Source organism: Moraxella cuniculi, from assembly GCF_900637105.1.
GTDB lineage: Bacteria > Pseudomonadota > Gammaproteobacteria > Pseudomonadales > Moraxellaceae > Moraxella > Moraxella cuniculi.
On sequence record NZ_LR134343.1, the window covers coordinates 1,118,788 to 1,139,328 of the forward strand.

General features: G+C 45.9%; 19 protein-coding genes and 3 tRNA genes. 4 read left to right on the plus strand and 18 right to left on the minus strand.

Going from position 1 to position 20,541, the window contains the following annotated elements:
* The first annotated feature begins 1 nt into the window (after nt 1).
* Nucleotides 2-2,533 (plus strand): ComEC/Rec2 family competence protein, encoded by a 2,532-nt coding sequence (locus EL162_RS05200; RefSeq protein WP_126330587.1) that lies wholly within the window; start codon nt 2-4, stop codon nt 2,531-2,533.
* Nucleotides 2,534-2,822: 289 nt separating this feature from the next.
* Nucleotides 2,823-3,851, plus strand: coding sequence for a signal peptide peptidase SppA (sppA, locus tag EL162_RS05205; RefSeq protein WP_126330589.1), 1,029 nt, complete (start codon nt 2,823-2,825; stop codon nt 3,849-3,851).
* Nucleotides 3,852-3,944: 93 nt separating this feature from the next.
* Here the strand turns inward: sppA and EL162_RS05210 are convergent, their stop codons facing one another.
* From EL162_RS05210 to EL162_RS05235, 6 genes are all read right to left on the minus strand, one after another.
* Nucleotides 3,945-4,247 (minus strand): CopG family transcriptional regulator, encoded by a 303-nt coding sequence (locus EL162_RS05210; RefSeq protein WP_076554359.1) that lies wholly within the window; start codon nt 4,245-4,247, stop codon nt 3,945-3,947.
* 134 nt (nt 4,248-4,381) lie between these two features.
* Nucleotides 4,382-4,457: transfer RNA gene (locus tag EL162_RS05215), tRNA-Asn, on the minus strand.
* Nucleotides 4,458-4,461: 4 nt separating this feature from the next.
* Nucleotides 4,462-4,537: transfer RNA gene (locus EL162_RS05220), tRNA-Lys, on the minus strand.
* A 29-nt stretch (nt 4,538-4,566) separates the two neighbouring features.
* Nucleotides 4,567-4,642: transfer RNA gene (locus EL162_RS05225), tRNA-Lys, on the minus strand.
* Nucleotides 4,643-4,795: 153 nt separating this feature from the next.
* Nucleotides 4,796-5,701: a histone deacetylase family protein gene (locus EL162_RS05230; protein ID WP_126330591.1), complete on the minus strand. Its 906-nt coding sequence runs from the start codon at nt 5,699-5,701 to the stop codon at nt 4,796-4,798.
* Nucleotides 5,702-5,736: 35 nt separating this feature from the next.
* Nucleotides 5,737-6,345 (minus strand): type III secretion system chaperone family protein, encoded by a 609-nt coding sequence (locus EL162_RS05235; protein WP_227543376.1) that lies wholly within the window; start codon nt 6,343-6,345, stop codon nt 5,737-5,739.
* Between the two features lie 236 nt (nt 6,346-6,581).
* Between EL162_RS05235 and ccmA the strand changes: the two genes are divergently transcribed.
* A complete protein-coding gene (gene ccmA / locus EL162_RS05240) occupies nt 6,582-7,214 on the plus strand; it encodes a heme ABC exporter ATP-binding protein CcmA (RefSeq protein ID WP_227543451.1) in 633 nt (210 codons plus the stop codon).
* Nucleotides 7,211-7,882, plus strand: coding sequence for a heme exporter protein CcmB (locus EL162_RS05245; protein WP_126330595.1), 672 nt, complete (start codon nt 7,211-7,213; stop codon nt 7,880-7,882). The genes ccmA and EL162_RS05245 overlap by 4 nt, the downstream gene beginning before the upstream one ends.
* A gap of 1 nt (nt 7,883) precedes the next feature.
* On the opposite strand, the gene EL162_RS05250 is transcribed toward EL162_RS05245, so the two are convergent.
* From EL162_RS05250 to EL162_RS05305, 12 genes are all read right to left on the minus strand, one after another.
* A complete protein-coding gene (locus EL162_RS05250; protein WP_126330597.1) occupies nt 7,884-8,594 on the minus strand; it encodes a tetratricopeptide repeat protein in 711 nt (236 codons plus the stop codon).
* Nucleotides 8,595-8,660: 66 nt separating this feature from the next.
* Entirely contained in the window at nt 8,661-9,506 is an 846-nt protein-coding gene (locus tag EL162_RS05255; protein ID WP_126331679.1) for a carbon-nitrogen hydrolase family protein, read from the minus strand.
* A gap of 186 nt (nt 9,507-9,692) precedes the next feature.
* Entirely contained in the window at nt 9,693-9,896 is a 204-nt protein-coding gene (thiS, locus tag EL162_RS05260) for a sulfur carrier protein ThiS (RefSeq protein ID WP_076554367.1), read from the minus strand.
* Nucleotides 9,897-9,915: 19 nt separating this feature from the next.
* A complete protein-coding gene (locus EL162_RS05265; protein ID WP_076554368.1) occupies nt 9,916-10,281 on the minus strand; it encodes a DUF423 domain-containing protein in 366 nt (121 codons plus the stop codon).
* A 74-nt stretch (nt 10,282-10,355) separates the two neighbouring features.
* Nucleotides 10,356-11,210 (minus strand): RNA polymerase sigma factor RpoH, encoded by an 855-nt coding sequence (gene rpoH / locus EL162_RS05270; RefSeq protein WP_197719012.1) that lies wholly within the window; start codon nt 11,208-11,210, stop codon nt 10,356-10,358.
* A 688-nt stretch (nt 11,211-11,898) separates the two neighbouring features.
* Nucleotides 11,899-12,369, minus strand: coding sequence for a sulfurtransferase TusA family protein (locus EL162_RS05275; RefSeq protein WP_227543377.1), 471 nt, complete (start codon nt 12,367-12,369; stop codon nt 11,899-11,901).
* Nucleotides 12,297-13,280, minus strand: a complete 984-nt coding sequence (gene oppF / locus EL162_RS05280) for a murein tripeptide/oligopeptide ABC transporter ATP binding protein OppF (protein ID WP_126330601.1) — start codon at nt 13,278-13,280, stop codon at nt 12,297-12,299. Before oppF ends, EL162_RS05275 begins: the two co-directional genes overlap by 73 nt.
* Nucleotides 13,281-13,284: 4 nt before the next feature.
* Nucleotides 13,285-14,262 carry an oligopeptide ABC transporter ATP-binding protein OppD gene (oppD, locus tag EL162_RS05285; protein ID WP_076554371.1) on the minus strand — a complete coding sequence of 326 codons (978 nt, stop codon included), beginning with the start codon at nt 14,260-14,262 and terminating at the stop codon, nt 13,285-13,287.
* 45 nt (nt 14,263-14,307) lie between these two features.
* A complete protein-coding gene (oppC, locus tag EL162_RS05290; protein ID WP_076554372.1) occupies nt 14,308-15,207 on the minus strand; it encodes an oligopeptide ABC transporter permease OppC in 900 nt (299 codons plus the stop codon).
* Nucleotides 15,208-15,225: 18 nt separating this feature from the next.
* Nucleotides 15,226-16,146 carry an oligopeptide ABC transporter permease OppB gene (oppB, locus tag EL162_RS05295; protein WP_076554373.1) on the minus strand — a complete coding sequence of 307 codons (921 nt, stop codon included), beginning with the start codon at nt 16,144-16,146 and terminating at the stop codon, nt 15,226-15,228.
* A 576-nt stretch (nt 16,147-16,722) separates the two neighbouring features.
* Nucleotides 16,723-18,351 (minus strand): ABC transporter substrate-binding protein, encoded by a 1,629-nt coding sequence (locus EL162_RS05300; RefSeq protein ID WP_126330603.1) that lies wholly within the window; start codon nt 18,349-18,351, stop codon nt 16,723-16,725.
* 380 nt (nt 18,352-18,731) lie between these two features.
* Complete coding sequence (locus EL162_RS05305; RefSeq protein ID WP_126330605.1) at nt 18,732-20,486, minus strand: monovalent cation:proton antiporter-2 (CPA2) family protein; 1,755 nt, start codon at nt 20,484-20,486, stop codon at nt 18,732-18,734.
* Between the last annotated feature and the right edge of the window lie 55 nt (nt 20,487-20,541).

A 20,541-nucleotide genomic window follows, 5' to 3' on the forward strand; every position in this document is an offset into this window, starting at 1 on the left:
GATGGCAGCGTGGCTATTTGCAATTGTCAGTCTGGTGGTGCTGGTATTGCTTGGCAGTGTTGAGCAGTTCATAATTGGCGAAGGCCTAAGTGCTTGGCTGTCCGTGGCGTGGCTTGCACCGCTGTTGTCGGTTGCTTTGGTGGTATCATTGTTGCTGTGGTTATTTACCCCTGTGGTAAGTCGCCATCGTGCCTATATCCTATCGCTACAGATGGTAAGTTTTGTGGCGATTGTTGCGTTGTTTGTTATCAAGAGCTTGTATGCTTATCATCAGCTTGAGCGACAAACGCCCCAATCACGCACGCTTATTAATGCAACCGCAACGATATATCAAATCAGCGACAGTGTCTATGATAAAGTTTTAGCAACACCATTTCGCCAAGTGGCTGTCTTGTCAAACATAGAGCCGTTTAATCCGAAGCAAAATTCCCGCCTGATTCACAATCCTTTTGCCAATGATGATGACTTTGCTGCTGGTCAGGCGGTAGATTTGCAATCGTTTGAGGGCATGACGGTGCTATTAACCGCAGACCCAAAGTTTGCCAAAAGCGATTTGCAGGCACTTGAGTCGGCACAACCTGCCAGTATTTTGCAGGTTCAGTTATTGCTAGAGCCAATTAAGGGTGGGGCTTTGGCATCAGGGTTTGACAACAAGGCTTGGTTGCGTACTCGCCAAGTGCAGGCGACGGCACAAATTTTGGCGGCAACACACATTGGCACAGCACAGGCTGACACATGGGCGCAGCAATTTAGGCTACAGCTTGAGCGATTGCGTTGGCAGTTGCGGCAGCATTTTTATAAAAACTGGCACACGCTTGATGGCAAGCAGGCACAGGCAAGGGCGGTAACGCTTAGCTTGCTCACAGGCGATAGAGCATTGATAGATAGGGATACCAAAGATCTGTACCAGCTGGCAGGGATTTCGCATTTGTTGGCAATATCAGGCACCCATGTGTTGTTTTTGGCGATTGTGCTGGCGGCGATGATTACTGCCATTACCGACAGATTTGCGTTGCTTATTTATCAAAAAATCCCCCGTTGGCAAATTCGCATGGCAATCATGGTGGCTGCTGCGTTGATTTATGCGGTATTTACAGGGTTTGAGGTGCCTGCGGTGCGTACAGTATATATGCTGATGGCGGCTTGGCTGATTCGTTATTTTGCCTTACCAACCTCTATCATCTCAGCGTTATTTGTTGTGGCATTATTGATGGTGTGGGCTGACCCTTATGTGTTATGGCAGGCGGGATTTTGGTTGTCATTTGTTGCGGTGGTTTTGTTAATTCGCTACGAAAACGGTCATTTGCAAGCAGCAGACCTGCATATTTATGGGTGGCTTGGCAGATTGTGGCAAAAATTATCAGCGACAGTGTCGTTGCAGTTGTGGCTGTTTTTGACCATGTTGCCTGTGTCAATTTTGCTGTTTGGCAAAGTCTCTTTGTGGGGCTTGTTGGTAAATTTATTTGCCATTGGGCTGTTTGGTTTTGTTGTTGTGCCAATAAACTTGTTGGCAGGCGTGGTTTTTTGGGTATCTCCTTGGCTTGCTGATTTGCTCTGGAGTATTTCTGTAGCGATATTGTATGGGCTGCATCAATCGCTGTCGGTTGCATTGACAACAAAATTGCCAGCAGTCTCGGCATGGCTGTACGCACCATTTGGCATGGCAGGTTTTGTTTTGGCGTTTTTGTTGGTGATTTGGTTGATATTGCCCAAAGTGATGCCAAGATTTCTACTGTTGTTGCCGATTGCGGCATTGATTTTTTTAACAAAGCCTGTTAAAAACCCTCGCCTTGAGATTGCATCGTTGCCCAGCGATACGCCCAATGTCAGCCAATTATTATTGACCCAATATGGCAAAGATGGCACAAGCCACTGGCTGATTTTAAATGATTTGGGGGCAAAATCACTCAGAAAAAATCATGCACAGATTTTGACAGACCAGCTGTATCGGCGTGGGGTTGCTGCCATGGGGCTTGATGGGGTAATTGTGCAGACACCGAGCGATATTTTTGTTCCGATGGTTGGGCAATTGGCAGACAGTTTACCCATTTCTCGCTACTGGCAAGCGGGCAATCATCAACAGCTTGTCAGCATACGCCAACAAAGTTGTCGTGCTGGCATGGCTTGGCAGCAGGAAGGCTTTGTAATCCGAGCATTGACAGGGTGGAGCGAGATTAATGATGAGCGTGTGCAATATTGTGCCATTGAGGTGTTAAGCGACTATCCATTTTCTTGGCAGGGTAATGCAGCACAGACGACTGAAGCGGACGCTGTCGATGATTGGGCTGATGATGACAGTCAGCCATCAGACAGCAAGCCATCAACGAAAGCCAAGAGTCAGCTGGTCATCAGCACCAGTGCCGAACCGCTGCTTTGGCAGCTGTGGCAGAGTTTGTGCGTATCGAACAATCGCCTTGATGTGCTTGCCAAAGAAGGGTATTATCCTGTCTGGCTAACTTCGTGGCGTGCCGATGAGGCGACAGTTGCCAAACAGCGATTATCACCTGCCAAGATATATATGCTTGATGAGTGATTGCTTGCACGGTTGCCAAAGGAGAAATTTTGCTGGCGAAATTAGGCACTGTGCCATGCTTGTGCTGTGGTCGCATTGTATTCATAGGCACATTCGTTAGTGAATGATTGCTGATTGTAGTGATAAATATGATTTTAAAAACCATCAGACTTGATTAGTTGATAATATTAAAGCACTGCACCATTATGCCAGTATGTCGGTGAAAATAAGCAAAGCATGATTTTTGCTATCACTTGGCTTGATTTTCAGGTAGAATAGGGGGCTGTTTTATACATAAAGGACAAAAACCATGGCATGGCCACCAAACCCCAACAAAGCACCCAGCTCACCAAATCCACAGCAGCAGGTCAATACGCCGCCTTCGGATCAAAGCTGGCGTGTTATCGAAAAAACCTTGCTTGCCAGCATTGAGGAACAAAAATCCTCTCGCCGCTGGTCTATCTTTTTTAAGCTTTTAACCTTTGCATATCTGCTGATGATGTTTGTGGCATTTGGCTATGGTTGTAGCGACAGTGTCTCATCGCAGCGTATCGGTAGTAGCCAGCCGCATATTGCTGTGGTGAATGTGGCAGGCGTGATTGCGGCAAATACAGATACCAATGCCGAAAACATCAGCGACTCGCTCATCGATGCTTTTGATAATGCCAATGCCCAAGCTGTGGTGCTGAATATCAACTCGCCCGGCGGTTCGCCTGTGCAGTCAGATGAGATTTGGCAGACGGCAATGATGCTAAAACAACAATACCCCGACAAAAAACTCTATGCTATCATCGGTGATATCGGAGCGTCAGGGGCGTATTATATCGCTTCGGCTGCCGATGAAATTTGGGTCAATCCATCAAGTCTGGTCGGCTCAATCGGTGTGATTATGTCGGGATATAATATTGAAGAGTTGCTAAAAAAAATCGGCGTCAAAGACCGCACCATGACCTCAGGAGAATATAAGGATATCTTGAGCATGAATCGTGAAATGACCGCCAGTGAGCAGGCTCATGTACAAAGATTGCTAGACACCACGCACCAAAATTTTATCGATGCGGTAAAAAAAGGTCGTGGCGATAAACTAAAAAATACCGAACAAAATCAGATATTTAGCGGATTGTTCTGGACGGGTAAAGATGCGTTGGCATTGGGCTTGGCGGATAAAACAGGCGGCATTATCCAGCTAAAAAAACAGCTAGACCTACCAACGGTGGATTATACCTATAACGACCCGATGAACAAGATTTTTGATAGATTTGGTGTGCAAGTCGGCAAAGGTTTGGGAGAAGGTGTTAAGTTTGGCTTAACAGATAGCACCAGCACCCGCTTGCAATAATGATGTTTTGATTTCATACCCAAACTTGATGATAATGAAGTTTGGGTATTTTTTGGGTTTTTAAAAACACTTAGATGATGATTTTGGATTGGCTTAGTCCAAATCGCATTTTTGATTAACATCGGTCAATGCTTCATCGATGATTTTTTGGCTTACGCCTTTTTTGCGTAATTTTTCGATAAACAGCACATCTTGAGCTAGGCTATAGTTGCAGTTATCACGATCCAGTCCTTGTCTTACATATAGGCGAATCAATCCTTGAATGCGTTCAAAGCCATGTGCTTTGGCGGTTTCTTCCAAATGCTCGATAATCTCTTCAGACAGACGCAGATGCACAGGACGCATGATGGTCTGTGGGTGGTTGAGATAGCGATTTTTTAGGCGTGGCGGTATCATGACTGTCTATCCAATGAGAATGTAGGTAGATTATAGCATGACAGCTTGCGTTGTCAAATCCAAGATGCAGCGGAGATGGCATGGTATTTTTTATAAAATAAAAACCCCTGCGATTAAACAGGGGTTTTTGAATTTGGCTCCCCAACCTGGGCTCGAACCAGGGACACACGGATTAACAGTCCGATGCTCTACCGACTGAGCTATTGGGGAATGGTGGTGGGTCGTGCAGGATTCGAACCTGCGACCAATTGATTAAAAGTCAACTGCTCTACCAACTGAGCTAACGACCCTTAGCGATACTTAATAAGCTGTGGATAAATGGTGGGTCGTGCAGGATTCGAACCTGCGACCAATTGATTAAAAGTCAACTGCTCTACCAACTGAGCTAACGACCCATCTATCCTAGGATACGGTATCCCATATCGCTAATGTGGTGCATATTATACGCAAAAATTTTATAATTGCAAGCGTTTATTTGCAAATTTTGCAAATTTTTGCTGAAAAAATCACTGCCAGCATGATGACTGTGCAATTATTGAGCAGTTTTATCAATATTGCCAAATTTGTTTGGCAAGCAAGAATGTCTGACAGTGGGCGGTGATGATGTCGTCAAGATTGGGGCTATAACCACCGCCCATGACAACCACAACAGGTATGCCGTGCTGATGTGCGGTGCGTAATACGATTTCATCTCGGCGTTCACAGCCTGCCATGCTAAGCGATAATTTGCCCAAAGCATCTGTGGCAAGCACATCAACACCTGCTTGATAAAATATCATATCAGGGCAAAATGAATCAATAATCGTAGGCAGGGTGTGGCTTAGCTGATGCAGATAAGTGGTATCATCTGTACCATCATCAAGCTCAATATCTAGGTCTGATGGTGGTTTGATAAAAGGGTAGTTTTTCTTGCCGTGCATACTAAACACAAAGACTTTGGGATTGCCTGCCATGATGGCAGCGTTGCCATTGCCTTGATGCACATCTAGGTCGATGATTAAAATTCGCTCAGCTTGCTTGCGATGAATGAGCAGGTTGCTGGCGATACAGATGTCATTTAGAATACAAAATCCTTCACCATGCCCAGCAAAAGCATGGTGCGTACCGCCTGAGGTTGAAAGTGAGATGCCGTAATTTTTGGCATATAAGGCACATTCATAAGTGCCATGGGCAATGTAGCGTTCTCGCTTAATGAGTTCGGCAGACATCGGCAGTCCGATTTTGCGTGCGTCTTTGGCAGCAAGTGTGAGCGTCTTTAATTCGTGCCAATATTTGGCGGTATGGGTGCTTAGAATTTCTGCCTCACTTGCCAAAATGGGGTGAAACAGATTGTCATGACAAATCACGCCTTGGCTTATGAGCCGTTCGGGGATTTGTTGATATTTTGCCATCGGAAAGCGATGATTGGCAGGCAAAGGGTGGCAAAATAGGGGTGAATGGGCGATTTTTAGCATGATGATTGATTTGGCTTGGCTGTATTTTGGCGTGATTATTGGTATTGCTCGGTCGGCACAAAAAAGCTGTCCTGCTTGCCATCATCAGCAGTGGTCAAATCGTTATAATGCAAATAATCAAGCAAAATTGGGCTTGGTTCGCTTTCGTTCATGACTTCATCATAGAGATTCTGGGCAAGCTCGCTTAAGGTTGTCGCTGCGTGTAAATAACAATCAAGCAGTCTGTCCGTCAGTGGTGCAAACTCGACATCAAAACTTAGTTTGGCGTGTATGATGCCATCTGCTGGGCTGAACTCAATACTGCCAAAATCCACGCCGCGATTGGCATTGGCAATTGCCATAATCATCGGTGCAAAATGACTGTGCGGCACAATGTCTGGCAAGATGGCAAAAAGCCCAACAAGCTGATTTTTTTCATTTATCCGAAATATACAAGTCCATTCTCGTTGTCTGTCGGTTAGATTCAGTGAAATATGATGCAGCTCATGCAGAGCTTGTTCGTTGTTGGCGGGGTGATATTCATATTGCCATTTGCGAGCGTCCAGATAGTGCATGATTTGTCGGCTGATTGGAGCTGGTTCGTCCGTGGCGGTTTGGTGATTTTTGCTGAATAGATTTTTGAGTTTGCTTAGCAGTTTCATCATTGTGCCGAACTTGGTTTTAGGTTTTATCTATTGTAACACCAAATGATGATTTTTGAAAAATTTTGCAAAGTTTGTGCCAATAAAAATGGGTAATTTGCTACTTTTGTGCAAAAGGTGCGTTGTGTTGGCTTGGATTTTGGTGCGTTTTGTAATTTGTTTCGGTAAATGTGGCGAAATTTTGGTATGATATGACAAATTTAACCGATTAAGATTGCATGAGTATAGATGTAAGAATGATGGGAAATGCCGATTGCACAGATAGCACGCACGCACAGCCGATATTCACCGCACAAGGGGTGAATGTGCAGCGAGGGGAGTTTTTGTTGTGCCAAGGGGTGGATTTGGCATTGCGTGCTGGTGATGTGTGCCATCTGATTGGTGAGAATGGCTTGGGCAAGACCACGCTTATTTTGCAGATTGCAGGACTGTTGCCTGTGATGACAGGGTGGATTACCTGTAAAACTGGCATGGTGTATGTGTCGCATCAGTTGGGCATTAGCAGTGCATTGACCGTGCAGCAGAATTTGCAGTTTTTGCTGGCATTGCATGGCGTGGCGGCAGATGATGAGCTGATAAGTATGGCATTGGAAAAGGTGGGGCTTGATGGTTTGCAAGATGTGCCAGCAGCACAGCTGTCAGCAGGGCAGATGCGGCGAGTTGGCTTGGCGAAACTGTTCGTGCTAACGCCAGCACAGGCAGGATTTTGGTTACTTGATGAGCCATTGACAGCACTGGATATGCAGATGGTTGATTTGCTTGAGCGGCAGATTGCGACATTTGCAGCTGCAGGCGGTGCGGTGCTGATGACCAGTCATCAGGCGATAAATGTGGCAAATTGCCAGTTGGATTTGGCGGAGTATGCGGTATGAATCATGCGTTCTTGACCATGCTTAAGCGAGAGTGGCAAATCAAGTGGCAGGGAGCGGTGTCATGGCTGTATCCTTTGGTGCTGTTTTTGTTGATTATCACCTTGTTTCCGCTGGCGATTGGCAGCGAGCCAAATTTATTGTTGCGACTGGCACCATCGGCGGTATGGATTGCAGCACTGTTGGCGTTGGTTATTGGTGTTGATGATTTGTTCCGCAGTGAGTTTGATAATGGTGTGCTGGCACAGTTGGTGGCAACCAAAGCACCGCTGATTCTCTGGGTACTGGCACGGTTACTGGTGCATTGGTTGTTCAGTGCGGGTATGGTGGCGTTGTTGTCGCTATTGGTGGTGGTGCTGTTTGCCATGCCGATGGCTGATGCTCTGATGTTGATGTTGTCTATCTTGGTGGGGTCGCCACTGCTTTTGGCACTGTCGGCGATTGCCAGTAGCCTGACTTTGACGCTCAAAAATGGTGCAGTGCTGGTGCCATTGATTGCCTTGCCAATGCAGCTGCCTGTGCTGATTTTTGCCACGGGTGCGGTGGATTTACAAACGACAGGGCTAAATGGCCTGCCGACCTTGGCACTGTTGGCGGCAGGCAGTATCATTGCCATCTTGGCAACACCTTGGGTGGTGGCAGCGGTGCTACAGATGGCATGGACGGAGTAGTTTAGTAACCAAGTGCTGTAAGCTTTTTATATTCATCGCAGCCTTGTCGGTCGCCATTATCGCAGGCTTTGCCATGCCATTGCTTAGCAAGACTGTAATTTTGGGGCATGCCTAGACCATCATAATGCATGACACCAAGAGCAAATTGGGCATTTGCATAACCCTGTGCTGCTGCTTTTTCAAACCAATATTTGGCTTGGGTATAATCCTGTCTGACACCTTTACCTTCGATATACATTACACCAAGGTTGAATTGAGCCTTTGCCGAGCCTTGTTTGGCAGCCTTTTCGTACCAATATTTTGCTTTGATATAGTCTTGTTTTATGCCATAACCATTATCATACATTATGCCAAGATTAAATTGAGCGGCCGCATCGCCTTGTGCTGCTGCTTTCTCAAACCAATATTTGGCTTGATTGTAATTTTGGGGTATGCCTAGACCGTCATAATATATCACACCAAGATTGAACTTAGCATCTGCACTGCCTTGCATTGCTGCTTTTTCAAACCAATATTTCGCCTGCGTATAATCTTGAGGCTTGCCATTTTCCCCAAAATAATAATTGACAGCAGTATTAAAATAATCCGCTGTCGCTGCTTTTGCTGCACCAGTTGTGGGATTGGCTGGGCTATTGCTGCTTGCTACATTTGCCATCAAGGCAGAGGACAATAGGGCGATGGCAAGTGATTGGGCAAGGATTTTATTGTTCATGGGAGTTTCTGTGTGCGGTTTGATGTTGTAGAATTAAAGATGGTTGTTGTATTAAAAAGTGTATCATCAGCTCAAGCGATGGCAGTCAAAAATCGGCAAGTTTTGACGAATTTGTCGCTGCTCGCTTGGGGTGTAATTGGCATAGACAATCTGATACTCTCCAGTCATCTCACCTGTAGTTGCCACCACCTGCCCGTTGGCATCAGCAATAAGCGAATGCCCCCAAGTCTCACGCACACGGCTGCCGATATGGTGCATGCCGCCTTGGGCTGACCCTATCACCATGCATTGACTGTCCAACGCCCGAGCCTGTAGCAGTAGCTGCCAGTGAGCCTGTCCAGTTCGCTGGGTGAATGCTGCTGGCACGGTCAGAATGTCCGCCCCTTGTTGTCGCAGTTGCTGGGCAAGTGCAGGAAATCTGACATCAAAACAAATCATCATGCCAACATTCACCGCCACACCGTCAATCATGCAGTTGGCAATCACCACCTCATCACCCGCCTCAAAAGTCTGACTCTCGTCATAGCGACCTGTGCTGTCATTGACCATCGCACGAAACAGATGAATCTTGTCATAGCGTGCCTTGATGTTGCCTGCGGGGTCGATCATCAGACTGGTTTGGCGAAATCTACCGCCATCGACCTTGCTACCATCTGGACGATTGGGGCAGGGCAGTGTGCCTGCAACCAGATGAATCTGCTGCTTTTGTGCCAGCGTTTGATAAAACTGACAAATCTCATCAAAGCGTATCGCCAGCTCATCTTGGCGACCCATGGCACAGGCATTCTCTGGCAGTACGATGAGTTTGGCACCAGCTTGGGCGGCTTCATTGACGGCATGGCTGATGATTCGAAGGTTGTTATCGATGCTGGTCTGGCTATTTAATCCAATACTGGCAATGGCAAAGCTCATCATGATCTCCTTGTAGATGATGGTGATAATTGTGGCTGGGTATCGTGCGTGTCAGTGGTGATTGTTGTCAGATTGCTTAAGTGGCGTCTGTTTGGCAAAATCACTTGCAAAAAATCGCAAACTGTGCGATAGTGGCAAAGTACCCAATGCAGTCTCTAACAGGCATTTGATTGCATTGGGTATTTTTTAGCCACCGCCAACCGCTTGCACCACTTCGATACGCATATTTGGCAGTAGGGCGGTCTGCTCTAGGCGTGATTTTGGCAACAGTACGCCGTCAATCTCCACCGCAAAACGACCTTGAGTCAGCTGATGCTTCTCCAGCAGCTGTAGAACGGTATCGCTGTCATCGCTGATGGGCTGACCGTTTAGGATAATTTGCTTGGGCATCGTCTCTCCTTGTTGATGGTTATGATGATTTTGTTTTGCCACTGCCAAAGACAATCAGCAGCCATGCAAGGATAAATAGTACGCCACCGATGGGGGTGATTGCCCCTAGCCACTTGGGCAGACCCAGTGCAATGGCGTACAAACTGCCACTAAATAACACAATGCCAAGCTGCATAGCAAAAGCAGCAACTGTGGCACGATGGGTGCTGACAGCGTGCAGCACGCCGATGGCAAGCAGTCCCAATGCGTGTACAAACAAATACATGGTTGCTGTTTGCCAAATTTGCACAGCATAATCACTCATGCCCTGCAGTCCATGGGCTCCGAATGCTCCCAGTGCCACGCCGATGGCAAGGTTGATGGCGGCGATTTTTAACCAAGTCATAAGCTACCTTTGTGTAGAGTGTGGACAAAGTCAAAATTTGGGCCTTGTCCGCTTATTTAGTTTGTTACCAATCCTTAATCGTCCAAAATCATGCGATCTAAGGTGATGGCTTCTTTGATTTTATCCATGGCATTTTTTTCGATTTGGCGTACTCGCTCGGCAGAGATGTTGTACACAGCTGCCAAATCGTGCAAGGTGGATTTTTGGTCAGCAAGCCATCTTTGGGTGATGATGTCGCGTGAGCGGTCATCTAGGCTGTCCATGGCGTCTTTTAGGGCGGTAGTGGTGTTTTCTTCCCAGTCTGCCTCTTCAACCACATCGGCAGGATTGACAGCATCTTCCAAGAACAGCTGCGGTGCATAACGCCCCTCGTCATCATCAGAATCCTGTGCCTCAAAGCTGGCATCATAGCTGGTTAGGCGAGATTCCATTTCTAGCACTTGCTTTACCGTTACATTCAAATCTTCGGCGATGGCGGTGGCTTCTTCTAGTGTCAGCTGGTTGTTGGATTTTTTTAAGCTGCGTAAATTAAAAAATAGCTTGCGATGTGCTTTGGTGGTGGCAACTTTGACAATCCGCCAATTTTTGATGACAAATTCGTGAATCTCTGCTTTAATCCAATGTACAGCAAAACTTACCAATCGTACGCCTTTATTTGGGTCAAAGCGTTTGACGGCTTTCATCAGCCCCAGATTGCCTTCTTGAATCAGGTCAGCCTGCGGCAAGCCGTAGCCAGAATAGCTGCGAGCGATATGAATGACAAAACGCAAATGCGACATTACCAACAGTCGTGCTGCCTCAAGGTCGCCTTCGTTATAGTAGCGTTCGGCAAGTTCGCGTTCTTGCTCAGGGCTTAAAATGGGGATTTGATGCACTGTATTAATGTACGCACCCAAATTCACTCCCGGGGCTGCCAAATGTGTAGGCATGGCAGGCACAAGGTCTTTGGTGGCGACATTGTGCGACACAGCAGGCGAGGCTGGCAGGTTGTCTGAGTACTTGTCAAGCATTTGGGTGTATTCATCATCGCCGAAGTCTTCGTCATTAAAGTCTTCAAGTTCATGAATCAAATCATCGCTCAAATCCTCATCAAGCTCATCATCTGGATAGTAATCCTCATAACCATCATCGTGGTCGTAATCATCATCGTGGCTGCGTTTGGACATTGTACTCTTGGCTTAGGTTGTCAATAGGATTTTACTATTGTACGGCAAATGTTGTTAATTGGCTAGTATTCACTGCCGAAAACACATAATTTTTACAAATTGCAACTTTTGGCTTGGAATTAGTGCCAATTGGGACTTTGCTTTGCTTGGCAATTGCCCAAATCACATGGCGATTGCATTTTACCTTTTGGAATAATACCATCGTTGTTTATGGATTGTTTGCTTAAAAGGGTGGATTTGTCCAAGTCTGCTAAGCGACTGATTGATTTGATACGCTTGGTGTCTGCATGAAACTTTACGGAGAATGTTGCACAGCCATTTGGGAAAATTTATAACAACAAATCGTCAGCTGGCATTAGATGGATTAATAATTTTAAAATGAAATTTATTTTATATTAAAAATACACATTTATCCCAAGCCAAATAGACAAGATGGCTGATGGATAACCGATTAGGCGGTTTTTAGCAGGATAAAATGATAGATGGTCGCCGTGCCATCTGGTGCATCACTGTGCCAACTGTGGGCGGTGAGGGCGTTTTTTTGGCAGTAGGCAAGTAGGTCGGTTTGTGAATTTTTGTCGGTGGCAATCAGATACAGTGCTTGATTGGCATTGATGCTACGAAGGGTAATTTTTGCTTTTAGTAGCGGCATCGGGCAGGGTAAATTGCGTGCATCAAAAAATGCCACAACAGTATCAGTGCTAAGTGATAGCTTATCAAGCTGGTTTGCGAGCTCTTGATAAAAAAACGACTGCTCTGTTTGCTCTAAAGTGCCAAAAAAATTCATCATATAATTGTCAAAATCGATATCAGCTGGGAAAAACGCCCCAAAGCTGGGGCGTTGTAGGTTTAGACAGCGGCGTGCAAGCAAGCAACTTGGTGGCTGTCTGTGCCTTCTAGGACGGGCTTGGTCTTGGCACATTCATCGGTTGCCAATGGGCAACGGGTGCGAAACACACAGCCTGAAGGTGGGTTGATAGGGCTTGGCAAATCACCCTCAAGCAGCTGTACGGTTTTGTTGCGTTCAGCTTCTGGGTCTGGCAGTGGTACAGCAGACATCAGTGCTTGGGTATAGGGGTGAGTTGGCTTGTCATAGACAGCGGTATCAGTACCCAGCTCAACAGCATTGCCCAGATACATGACCAGTACTCTGTCAGAGATATGCTTAACAACAGATAAGTCGTGAGCGATAAAAATCAACGCCAAGCCCATCTCTTCTTGCACTTCTTGCAATAGGTTAATTACCTGTGCTTGAATTGACACATCAAGTGCCGATACTGGTTCATCGCAGATAATCAGCTTGGGACGCAAAATCAACGCACGAGCAATCCCGATACGCTGACACTGACCGCCCGAAAACTCATGCGGATAGCGGTTGATTAGGCTTGGCAACAGTCCAACCTTTTTCATCATCTCACGCACTTGCTGCTGAATCTCTTCGTTTTTTAGCTCAGGGTGGTGCGTCCGCAGTGGCTCAGCAATGATTTCGCCAACGGTCATGCGTGGGTTTAGTGATGCCAGTGGGTCTTGGAAAATCATTTGGATTTCTTGGCGTTTGGTTTTCCATGCTTTTTCAGGCAGCCCAACCAGCTCTTCACCATTGAATAAAATACTGCCTGATTTTGCTTTGACCAAACCAATAATGGTGCGTGCCAGCGTGGATTTGCCACAGCCTGACTCGCCGACCACGCCCAAGGTTTCGCCTGCTTTTAGCTCAAATGATACGCCGTTTACTGCCTTTAAGGTGGCGGGCTTTTGCCAAAAGAACGCCCCTTTTTTATGAATATCAAAATGCGTCTGCACATTGCGAACTTGTAATAATGGAGTCGTCATGACATCATTCTCCTACAGGTAGATTTGGGTGCTGCCAGTGGCAAGCACGCTGGCGTTCATTTGGCAAAAATTTCAGCTCTGGTGGCTGGTTTTGGCAAATATCCATCGCATATTCACAGCGTTCAACAAATGGGCAACCAACAGGCAGGTTTAGCAAGTTTGGTGGGTTGCCGGGAATGGTGGTCAATCGCTCGCTTTCGCCATCTAGGCGTGGAATCGCTCCAAGCAAGCCAATGGTATAAGGGTGGGTTGGGTTATAAAAAATCTCTTCGGTCTTGCCGTATGCCATCGTACGACCTGCATACATGACCAAGATGCGATCACAAGTACCTGCCACCACGCCCAAATCATGGGTAATCATGATAATGGTGGTGTCAAAATCGCGTTTTAAATCATTAAGCAGTGCCATGATTTGTGCTTGTACGGTAACATCAAGTGCCGTGGTTGGCTCGTCTGCAATCAATAGCTTGGGTCTGCAAAGTAGTGCCATTGCAATCATCACACGCTGACGCATACCGCCCGAAAACTCGTGCGGATACATACCAATACGCTTGCGAGCTTCGGGGATTTTTACCGCATCAAGCATGCGAATGGACTCTTCCCAAGCCTCTGCCTTGCTCATACCCTTGTGCAAAATCAATACTTCCGTCAGCTGATCGCCTACTTTCATAAAAGGATTTAGGCTGGTCATCGGATCTTGGAAGATGATGGCAATTTCGTTGGCACGGATTTTGTTAAGTTCTTTTTGTGATAATCCAACCAATTCTTTATCACGAAATTTGATCGAGCCTTCGGTATAGCCATTTTTGGCAAGCAAACCAAGAATTGAGAAGGCGGTTTGTGATTTGCCAGAACCAGACTCACCAACGATACCAAGCGTTTCGCCTTGATTTAGGTTGAAATTGAGACCATTGACGGCAGTTACCAAGCCGTCTTCGGTTTTGAATTTTACCTTTAAGTCCTTTACTTCTAATAAAGCCATATTGTTCTCCTAGGCGTGCAGAATACACGCCTGTTGTCTTTATAATTAGCGGTCTTTTGGATCTAGAGCATCACGCAGACCATCGCCGATGAAGTTAAAGCAGAACAGCGTTACCACCAAAAATACCGATGGTACAAGCAGCTGCCAAGGCGTTACCTGCATGGTTTGGGCACCTTCTTGGAGCAAAGCACCCCAGCTGGTCATTGGCTCTTGTACACCCAGACCCAAGAAACTCAAGAAAGATTCAAACATAATCATACCGGGCACCAGCAGTGATGCATAGACCACAACTACGCCCAACACATTAGGTACGATATGGCGAGTAACGATTTTCCAGCCAGAAACACCGCCAACATGAGCCGCCTCAATAAATTCTTTGTTTTTTAGGCTCAAGGTTTGACCGCGAACAATACGGGCAATGTCAAGCCATGAAACCAGACCAATCGCCACAAAGATAAAGATAATGTTGCGACCAAACAAAGTTACCAACAAAATCACAAAGAACATGAAGGGAAAAGCGTTCAATACCTCAACAAAACGCATCATCAGCATATCTACCTTGCCGCCCAAATAGCCAGAGACTGCACCATAGATTGTGCCAAATAGGACGGCAACCAGCGAGCCTGCGATACCAACCATCAGCGAGATACGACCACCGACAGCAGTACGCACAAGCAAATCGCGACCCAAATTGTCTGTACCAAAATAGTGCTTGGTTTCAATTGAGGGGGCGGAGGCCATATTTGCCCAATCTGTATCGGCATAGCCAAACGGTGCAAACATTGGCACAAATACAACAAATAAAGTGATGAGTAGTAAAATAAAACCACTGATCAATGCTGCTTTATTATGAGAAAAGCGACGCCACGCATCTTGCCACAGGCTGCGTCCTTTGACTTCTTTGGCGGCAGTCGGTGCAATTGTCGTTGAAACTTGATTTGACATAAAAATCCCTTATCCGTCCTAGTATTTGATTTTTGGATCGATGATAGCATACAAAATATCAACGATGGCATTAAATAAGATGGTTAATGCACCAACCAAGATGGTCAGGCTAAGCACCAAGCTATAATCACGGTTCAATGCACCATTAACAAACAGCTGACCAATACCGGGCAGACCAAAAATCGTCTCAATGATGATAGAGCCTGTGATGATACCAACAAATGCAGGGCCAAGATAAGAAATAATTGGCAGCATGGCAGGACGCAAGGCATGACGAGTTACGATACGAGAAAGCGGCAAGCCTTTGGCACGAGCGGTGCGGATAAATTGTGAGTTCATCGTCTCAATCATCGAGCCACGAGTAATACGAGCAATGCTGGCAATATAGCTTAATGACAATGCAGTAACTGGCAACACAAGGTTCATGAATGCACCATTGTTCCAACCACCCGCTGGGAACCATTTTAAAATAACGGCAAATACCAAAACCATCAGCGGTGCTTTAACAAAACTTGGCACAGCAACACCTGCCATCGCAAGCGTCATCAGAGAGTAATCCAGCCAGCTGTTTTGTTTTAAGGCGGCGATGATACCCAGAGTAATACCAAGCACAACCGCGATGACGAAGGCATACAGACCAATCTCAACCGAAATTGGCAGCTGCTGGGCAAGTAGCTCATTGATGGTATGGTCTTTGTATTTAAAAGACGGGCCAAAATCGCCTTGCAGCAGTTGTTTTAGGTAGTTGAGATATTGTAGCCAAAGTGGGTCATTAAGATTGTATTTGGCTTCGATGTTTGCCATGACAGCAGGTGGTAAGTTACGCTCACCAGTAAAAGGGCTGCCAGGTGCTAGACGCATCATAAAAAAGGAAATGGTAATCAAAAACAGCAGCGTTGGAATCGCTTCGAGCGTACGCCGTAAGATGAGTTTGAACATAAAAATAACCTTTTGTTTTGCCTATGGCAAAATCTTCCATGGGGTTGTTTGCCATCCGCTTGATTGATAGGTTTGGCTGATTTAAAAAATCGCTGAACTCTAGCTGGCTTGGCTTATTGTATCGGTGGTAATCCACACAGTTGGTTGCAAAATACAACAATCGTCAGATAATGCAAAAAGCACCTGCAACCATAAGCTCCTTTATATCAGAGTTACCCCTATTATAACAAATGGGTGAAAAATTCCCATAGTTTTTTATTTTTTTTGTAAAAAATATTGCTTATTTTTGCAAATTTTTGGCAAATAACGCTCTGATAAGTATTTTATTGCCGAATGAATTGTATGCCAAATTGGCATATTTATCAAAAAATTGATTAAAAATCAAACATACCACATTATTTTAAGATTTTGCAACTTGGTTTTTGGTGGTTATTGACAGGGTGTTTTTGACCGTACTGGGCGAGATTTGTTTTATTAATTAATCAATTAGTATAGAAAAAATTAATAATTGATAGTAGCTTGTGGATTGTGGAGAAATAAAAGCGGCATCTGTATAAGACAAATGCCGCTTTGTGGTTATTTATTTACCGACCAATATTTGGCGTGCCACTGATCCAGAGGGTCTTTGTTGGAATAGTCTTGAATATAAGGTTTTACCAAGCGTACATTGCTGTAGTAAAAAATATTGATTTGGCTGGCATCTTGATCCATGAGACTTTCGGCAGTTTCGTAGAGCTTGACTCTGGCAGCATCATCAACATTGGCGGTGAGTGTTTGGAGCATGACCTCGTCATACTTTGGATTATTGTAGCGTGTCCAGTTGTTGGTATTGTTGGATTTACGCAGATTTAAGAAAGTGGAGGCTTCGTTATAATCGCCACACCATCTGGCACGAGCCATTTGATAATTACCATTGCGGCGACTGTCCAGATAGGTTTTCCACTCTTGATTAACCAAATTAACATTGACAAAGCCTAGAGAGTCTTTCCATAGACTGCTTGCTGCCACGGCAATCTTTTTGTGGCTTTCGTTGGTGTCATACAGCAGGTCGAAGTTCAGTGGATTTTTCTCATTGTAGCCAGCTTCAGCAAGGAGCTTTTTGGCTTCTTCGATGCGTTTTGCCTTGTCCCAAGATTTCCATGCAGGCGTGTAGCTGACACCACCTTTGATGGCGGTTGGGGTGAATTGATAAGCACTGATTTGTCCTTGACCCATCACCTTGTCAGCAATGGCTTCACGATCCATCGCCAAAGTCAGTGCTTGGCGAACTTTTGGATTGTCAAAAGGTGCTTTGCTGTGATTTAAGTCATAATAATAAGTGCATAGGGTTGGTGCATTTTTTAGCTCATCACCAAGTTTGGCTTTTAGGTCGTTAAACTGCTCTGGTGGCAATTCGCTGGCAGTGATATCAATCTCACCTGCTTGATAACGCATGACATCGGTGGTTGCTTGCGAGATTGGCAAAATGGTCAGTTGCGGCAATTTGACAATGCTGGCGTTGTAATAAGCTGGGTTTGGTTCAAGTACGATTTTTTCGTTGACGATCCACTGTGTTGGCTTGAATGGACCATTGACCACAATGTTGGCAGGGTCTGTCCATTTGTCGCCGAATTTTTCAACGGTGGCTTGATGTACAGGTTGCACCGATGAATGAATCATCATATCAGGAAAATAAGGCACAGGCTCAACCAGTGTGATTTTTAGGGTTTTGTCATCTACCGCTTCAACACCGAGCTTATCAACTGGCATTTTGCCATCAATGACGGCTTGGGCATTGGCAACTTTGGCATCTTCTAGATAGCTGGCATAGTATGAGCCTGTTGCAGGATCGACCAGACGGCGGAAACTATAAACAAAATCTTGAGCAGTTACAGGGTCGCCATTTGACCACTTGGCATCACGCAGTTTAAAAATCCAAGTTTTGTTGTCTTCGCTGCTCCATTCGCTTGCCATACCAGCGACCAAATTGCCATCATTATCAGTGCTGACCAAACCTTCGGAAAATTGGCGAATGATATTGGCCTCTTGCACACCCTGAGCCAGTTGTGGGTCAAGTGTTTCTGGTTCACTGGCATTATTGATGGTAATGCCTGCCGTTGTTGTCGTTGTGCTGGAGCTGGCTGGCTTGTCGGCTGGCTTTGAGCAGGCACTTAGCAGGGCGACAAGGCTGACTGCCAGCAGGGTGGGCTTAAATAAAGTGGTCATAAATTCCCTCTTGGATAATGATGAAAATTGGCATTTTTTACAAAACACTATCTGAATAATACCTAAAAACTACACAGCTGGCAAGTGTTTTATTATTTGCTTTTAAAAATTGCTGTCCGTCAAGGCGGATTTGGTTCGTTTGCACCAAAGCACAAAAATGAGCAAGTTGGCAGGGTGTTATTGTTGGTTGATGGTTTTTAAGCTGATGGCTTTATCCAACTGGCTAAGCAAACAGCTCTATCATTTTGTACCAAAATCAAGTGGTGCATGGTGCTTGACTTGACCTTTTAAGCATAAAAGGATAATAAAAATCCAAGCGTTTTGCTTGGATTTTGTTGGTTTGGCAAGGGGGGGGTGAAATAGATAGCAAGTGATGTTTATTACTGGGTGTTTTTTAGCAACAAATCCCTCCCTGCAAACTCATTACCTGACAATTCTAGGGCAAAACGCTCATGGTCAGCCTTACGCACTTGATCGCAAATATCTTCTGCTTGTAGCTCATCTGCTCCCAGCTGCTTGATGGTTTCGTTGCCCATTAGCATGGCAGCCTCAAAGGTCTCACGAATCACAAAATCGGCGTCCGCCTGCACCAAATGCAAGGCATGCTCACGGTCATTGGCACGCACGATTACTTTGACGGTTGGGCAATGGTGCTTGACATTCTCGACAATGCGAGTTGTTGCTTCACTGTCGTTGATGCACACCAAAACACACTTGGCCTGATACGCTCCTGCAGCGTGCAGAACATCCTCACGAGAGCCATCGCCGTAATAGACTTTGAAGCCATATTTTGCTGCTCCTCGAACCACATCGGGATTATTGTCAATGATAGAAATGTCAGCACCGTAAGCAATCGGTGCTTGGCTGGCAATTTGTCCCACACGCCCAAAGCCAATAATCAGCACATTGCCTTTGAGTTTTTTGTCGCCAGCTTCTAGATTGTCCACGCCGTCCATTGAGGCTTGGGCGGCTTTGGCAAAGCGTTGGTGCAACATAATCATCACAGGTGTAATTGCCATAGATAGCACGACAACGGCAGTCATGTTGGCATTGATTGTTGCGGTAATCACGCCCTGAGATGCCGCTGCCGAAAACAGCACAAAAGCAAACTCGCCACCTTGAGCCATCATCACGGCACGGTTTAGTGCGTCAGCGTGATTGCTTTTGGCAATGCGAGCCACGACATAAATCACCACTGCTTTGGCGGTCATCAGAGCAATTACGCCAGATAGAATTAATTTGTAGTTGGCAGCCACGACATTTAAATCAAGTGCCATGCCAACCCCTAGAAAAAACAAACCGAGCAGCAAGCCACGAAACGGCTCAATATCCGCCTCTAGCTGATGGCGGAAGCTGGATTCTGACAGCAACACGCCTGCAACAAATGCCCCCATTGCCATTGACAGTCCGCCCATCTCCATGAGCAATGCCGCTCCCAAAACCACCAATAAGGCAGCAGCGGTCATCACTTCACGGGCTTTGGTTTTTGCCAAAATTCTAAACAAAGGATTGAGCAAATATAAACCCGCTATCACCAGTGCCGCCAAAGAAAGCAATGCCAGTCCCAGTTGCTTTAGCACAGAAGTGTCGCCTGCTACATGACTTGGGTCGGCTGGAGCCAAAAATGCCACAATCGCAAGCAGTGGCACAATCAGCAAATCCTCAAACAATAAGATGGATACCATGCGTTGTCCGCTGGGGCTATTAAGTTCGTTGCGTTCGCCCAGCACCTGCATGACAATGGCGGTGGAAGTGAGGACAAAACCTGCCGCACCAACAAAGGCTATCTGCCATGCAAAACCAAATGCCATGCCTACAAGCGTCAGTATAAAGGCTGCCAAAATCACCTGCATACTACCCAAGCCAAAGATTTGATGACGCAAACTCCACAGATGCGATGGCTTCATCTCAAGTCCAATCACAAATAAAAACATCACCACGCCAAACTCTGCCACATGGATAATAGCCTGTGGATCATGAAACAGCCCCAAGCCAAACGGCCCGATTGCAAGTCCTGCTGCCAAATAACCAAGCACCGAACCCAATCCCAGTCGTTTAAATAAAGGTATCGCAACGACCGCAGCTCCTAATAAAGCCACGACAGAGCTAAGTTGGCTTGCACCTTCTGCTGCCATAAATCACTCCAAAAATACAAAAAGCTGATTATTATATCCCAAAAACAAAGTAGCA

Coding starts and splice junctions, on each gene's coding strand:
- oppF (WP_126330601.1), bottom strand. CDS start 13,280: ATGACGACTCCATTATTACAAGTTCGCAATGTGCAGACGCATTTTGAT.
- EL162_RS05255 (WP_126331679.1), bottom strand. CDS start 9,506: ATGAGCTTTGCCATTGCCAGTATTGGATTAAATAGCCAGACCAGCATC.
- oppC (WP_076554372.1), bottom strand. CDS start 15,207: ATGTCAAATCAAGTTTCAACGACAATTGCACCGACTGCCGCCAAAGAA.
- oppD (WP_076554371.1), bottom strand. CDS start 14,262: ATGGCTTTATTAGAAGTAAAGGACTTAAAGGTAAAATTCAAAACCGAA.
- oppB (WP_076554373.1), bottom strand. CDS start 16,146: ATGTTCAAACTCATCTTACGGCGTACGCTCGAAGCGATTCCAACGCTG.
- EL162_RS05245 (WP_126330595.1), top strand. CDS start 7,211: ATGAATCATGCGTTCTTGACCATGCTTAAGCGAGAGTGGCAAATCAAG.
- sppA (WP_126330589.1), top strand. CDS start 2,823: ATGGCATGGCCACCAAACCCCAACAAAGCACCCAGCTCACCAAATCCA.
- rpoH (WP_197719012.1), bottom strand. CDS start 11,210: ATGCCTACACATTTGGCAGCCCCGGGAGTGAATTTGGGTGCGTACATT.
- EL162_RS05230 (WP_126330591.1), bottom strand. CDS start 5,701: ATGCTAAAAATCGCCCATTCACCCCTATTTTGCCACCCTTTGCCTGCC.
- EL162_RS05235 (WP_227543376.1), bottom strand. CDS start 6,345: ATGATGAAACTGCTAAGCAAACTCAAAAATCTATTCAGCAAAAATCAC.
- EL162_RS05265 (WP_076554368.1), bottom strand. CDS start 10,281: ATGACTTGGTTAAAAATCGCCGCCATCAACCTTGCCATCGGCGTGGCA.
- EL162_RS05275 (WP_227543377.1), bottom strand. CDS start 12,369: ATGTGCCAAGACCAAGCCCGTCCTAGAAGGCACAGACAGCCACCAAGT.
- thiS (WP_076554367.1), bottom strand. CDS start 9,896: ATGCCCAAGCAAATTATCCTAAACGGTCAGCCCATCAGCGATGACAGC.
- ccmA (WP_227543451.1), top strand. CDS start 6,582: ATGGGAAATGCCGATTGCACAGATAGCACGCACGCACAGCCGATATTC.
- EL162_RS05305 (WP_126330605.1), bottom strand. CDS start 20,486: ATGGCAGCAGAAGGTGCAAGCCAACTTAGCTCTGTCGTGGCTTTATTA.
- EL162_RS05250 (WP_126330597.1), bottom strand. CDS start 8,594: ATGAACAATAAAATCCTTGCCCAATCACTTGCCATCGCCCTATTGTCC.
- EL162_RS05300 (WP_126330603.1), bottom strand. CDS start 18,351: ATGACCACTTTATTTAAGCCCACCCTGCTGGCAGTCAGCCTTGTCGCC.
- EL162_RS05210 (WP_076554359.1), bottom strand. CDS start 4,247: ATGATACCGCCACGCCTAAAAAATCGCTATCTCAACCACCCACAGACC.
- EL162_RS05200 (WP_126330587.1), top strand. CDS start 2: ATGGCAGCGTGGCTATTTGCAATTGTCAGTCTGGTGGTGCTGGTATTG.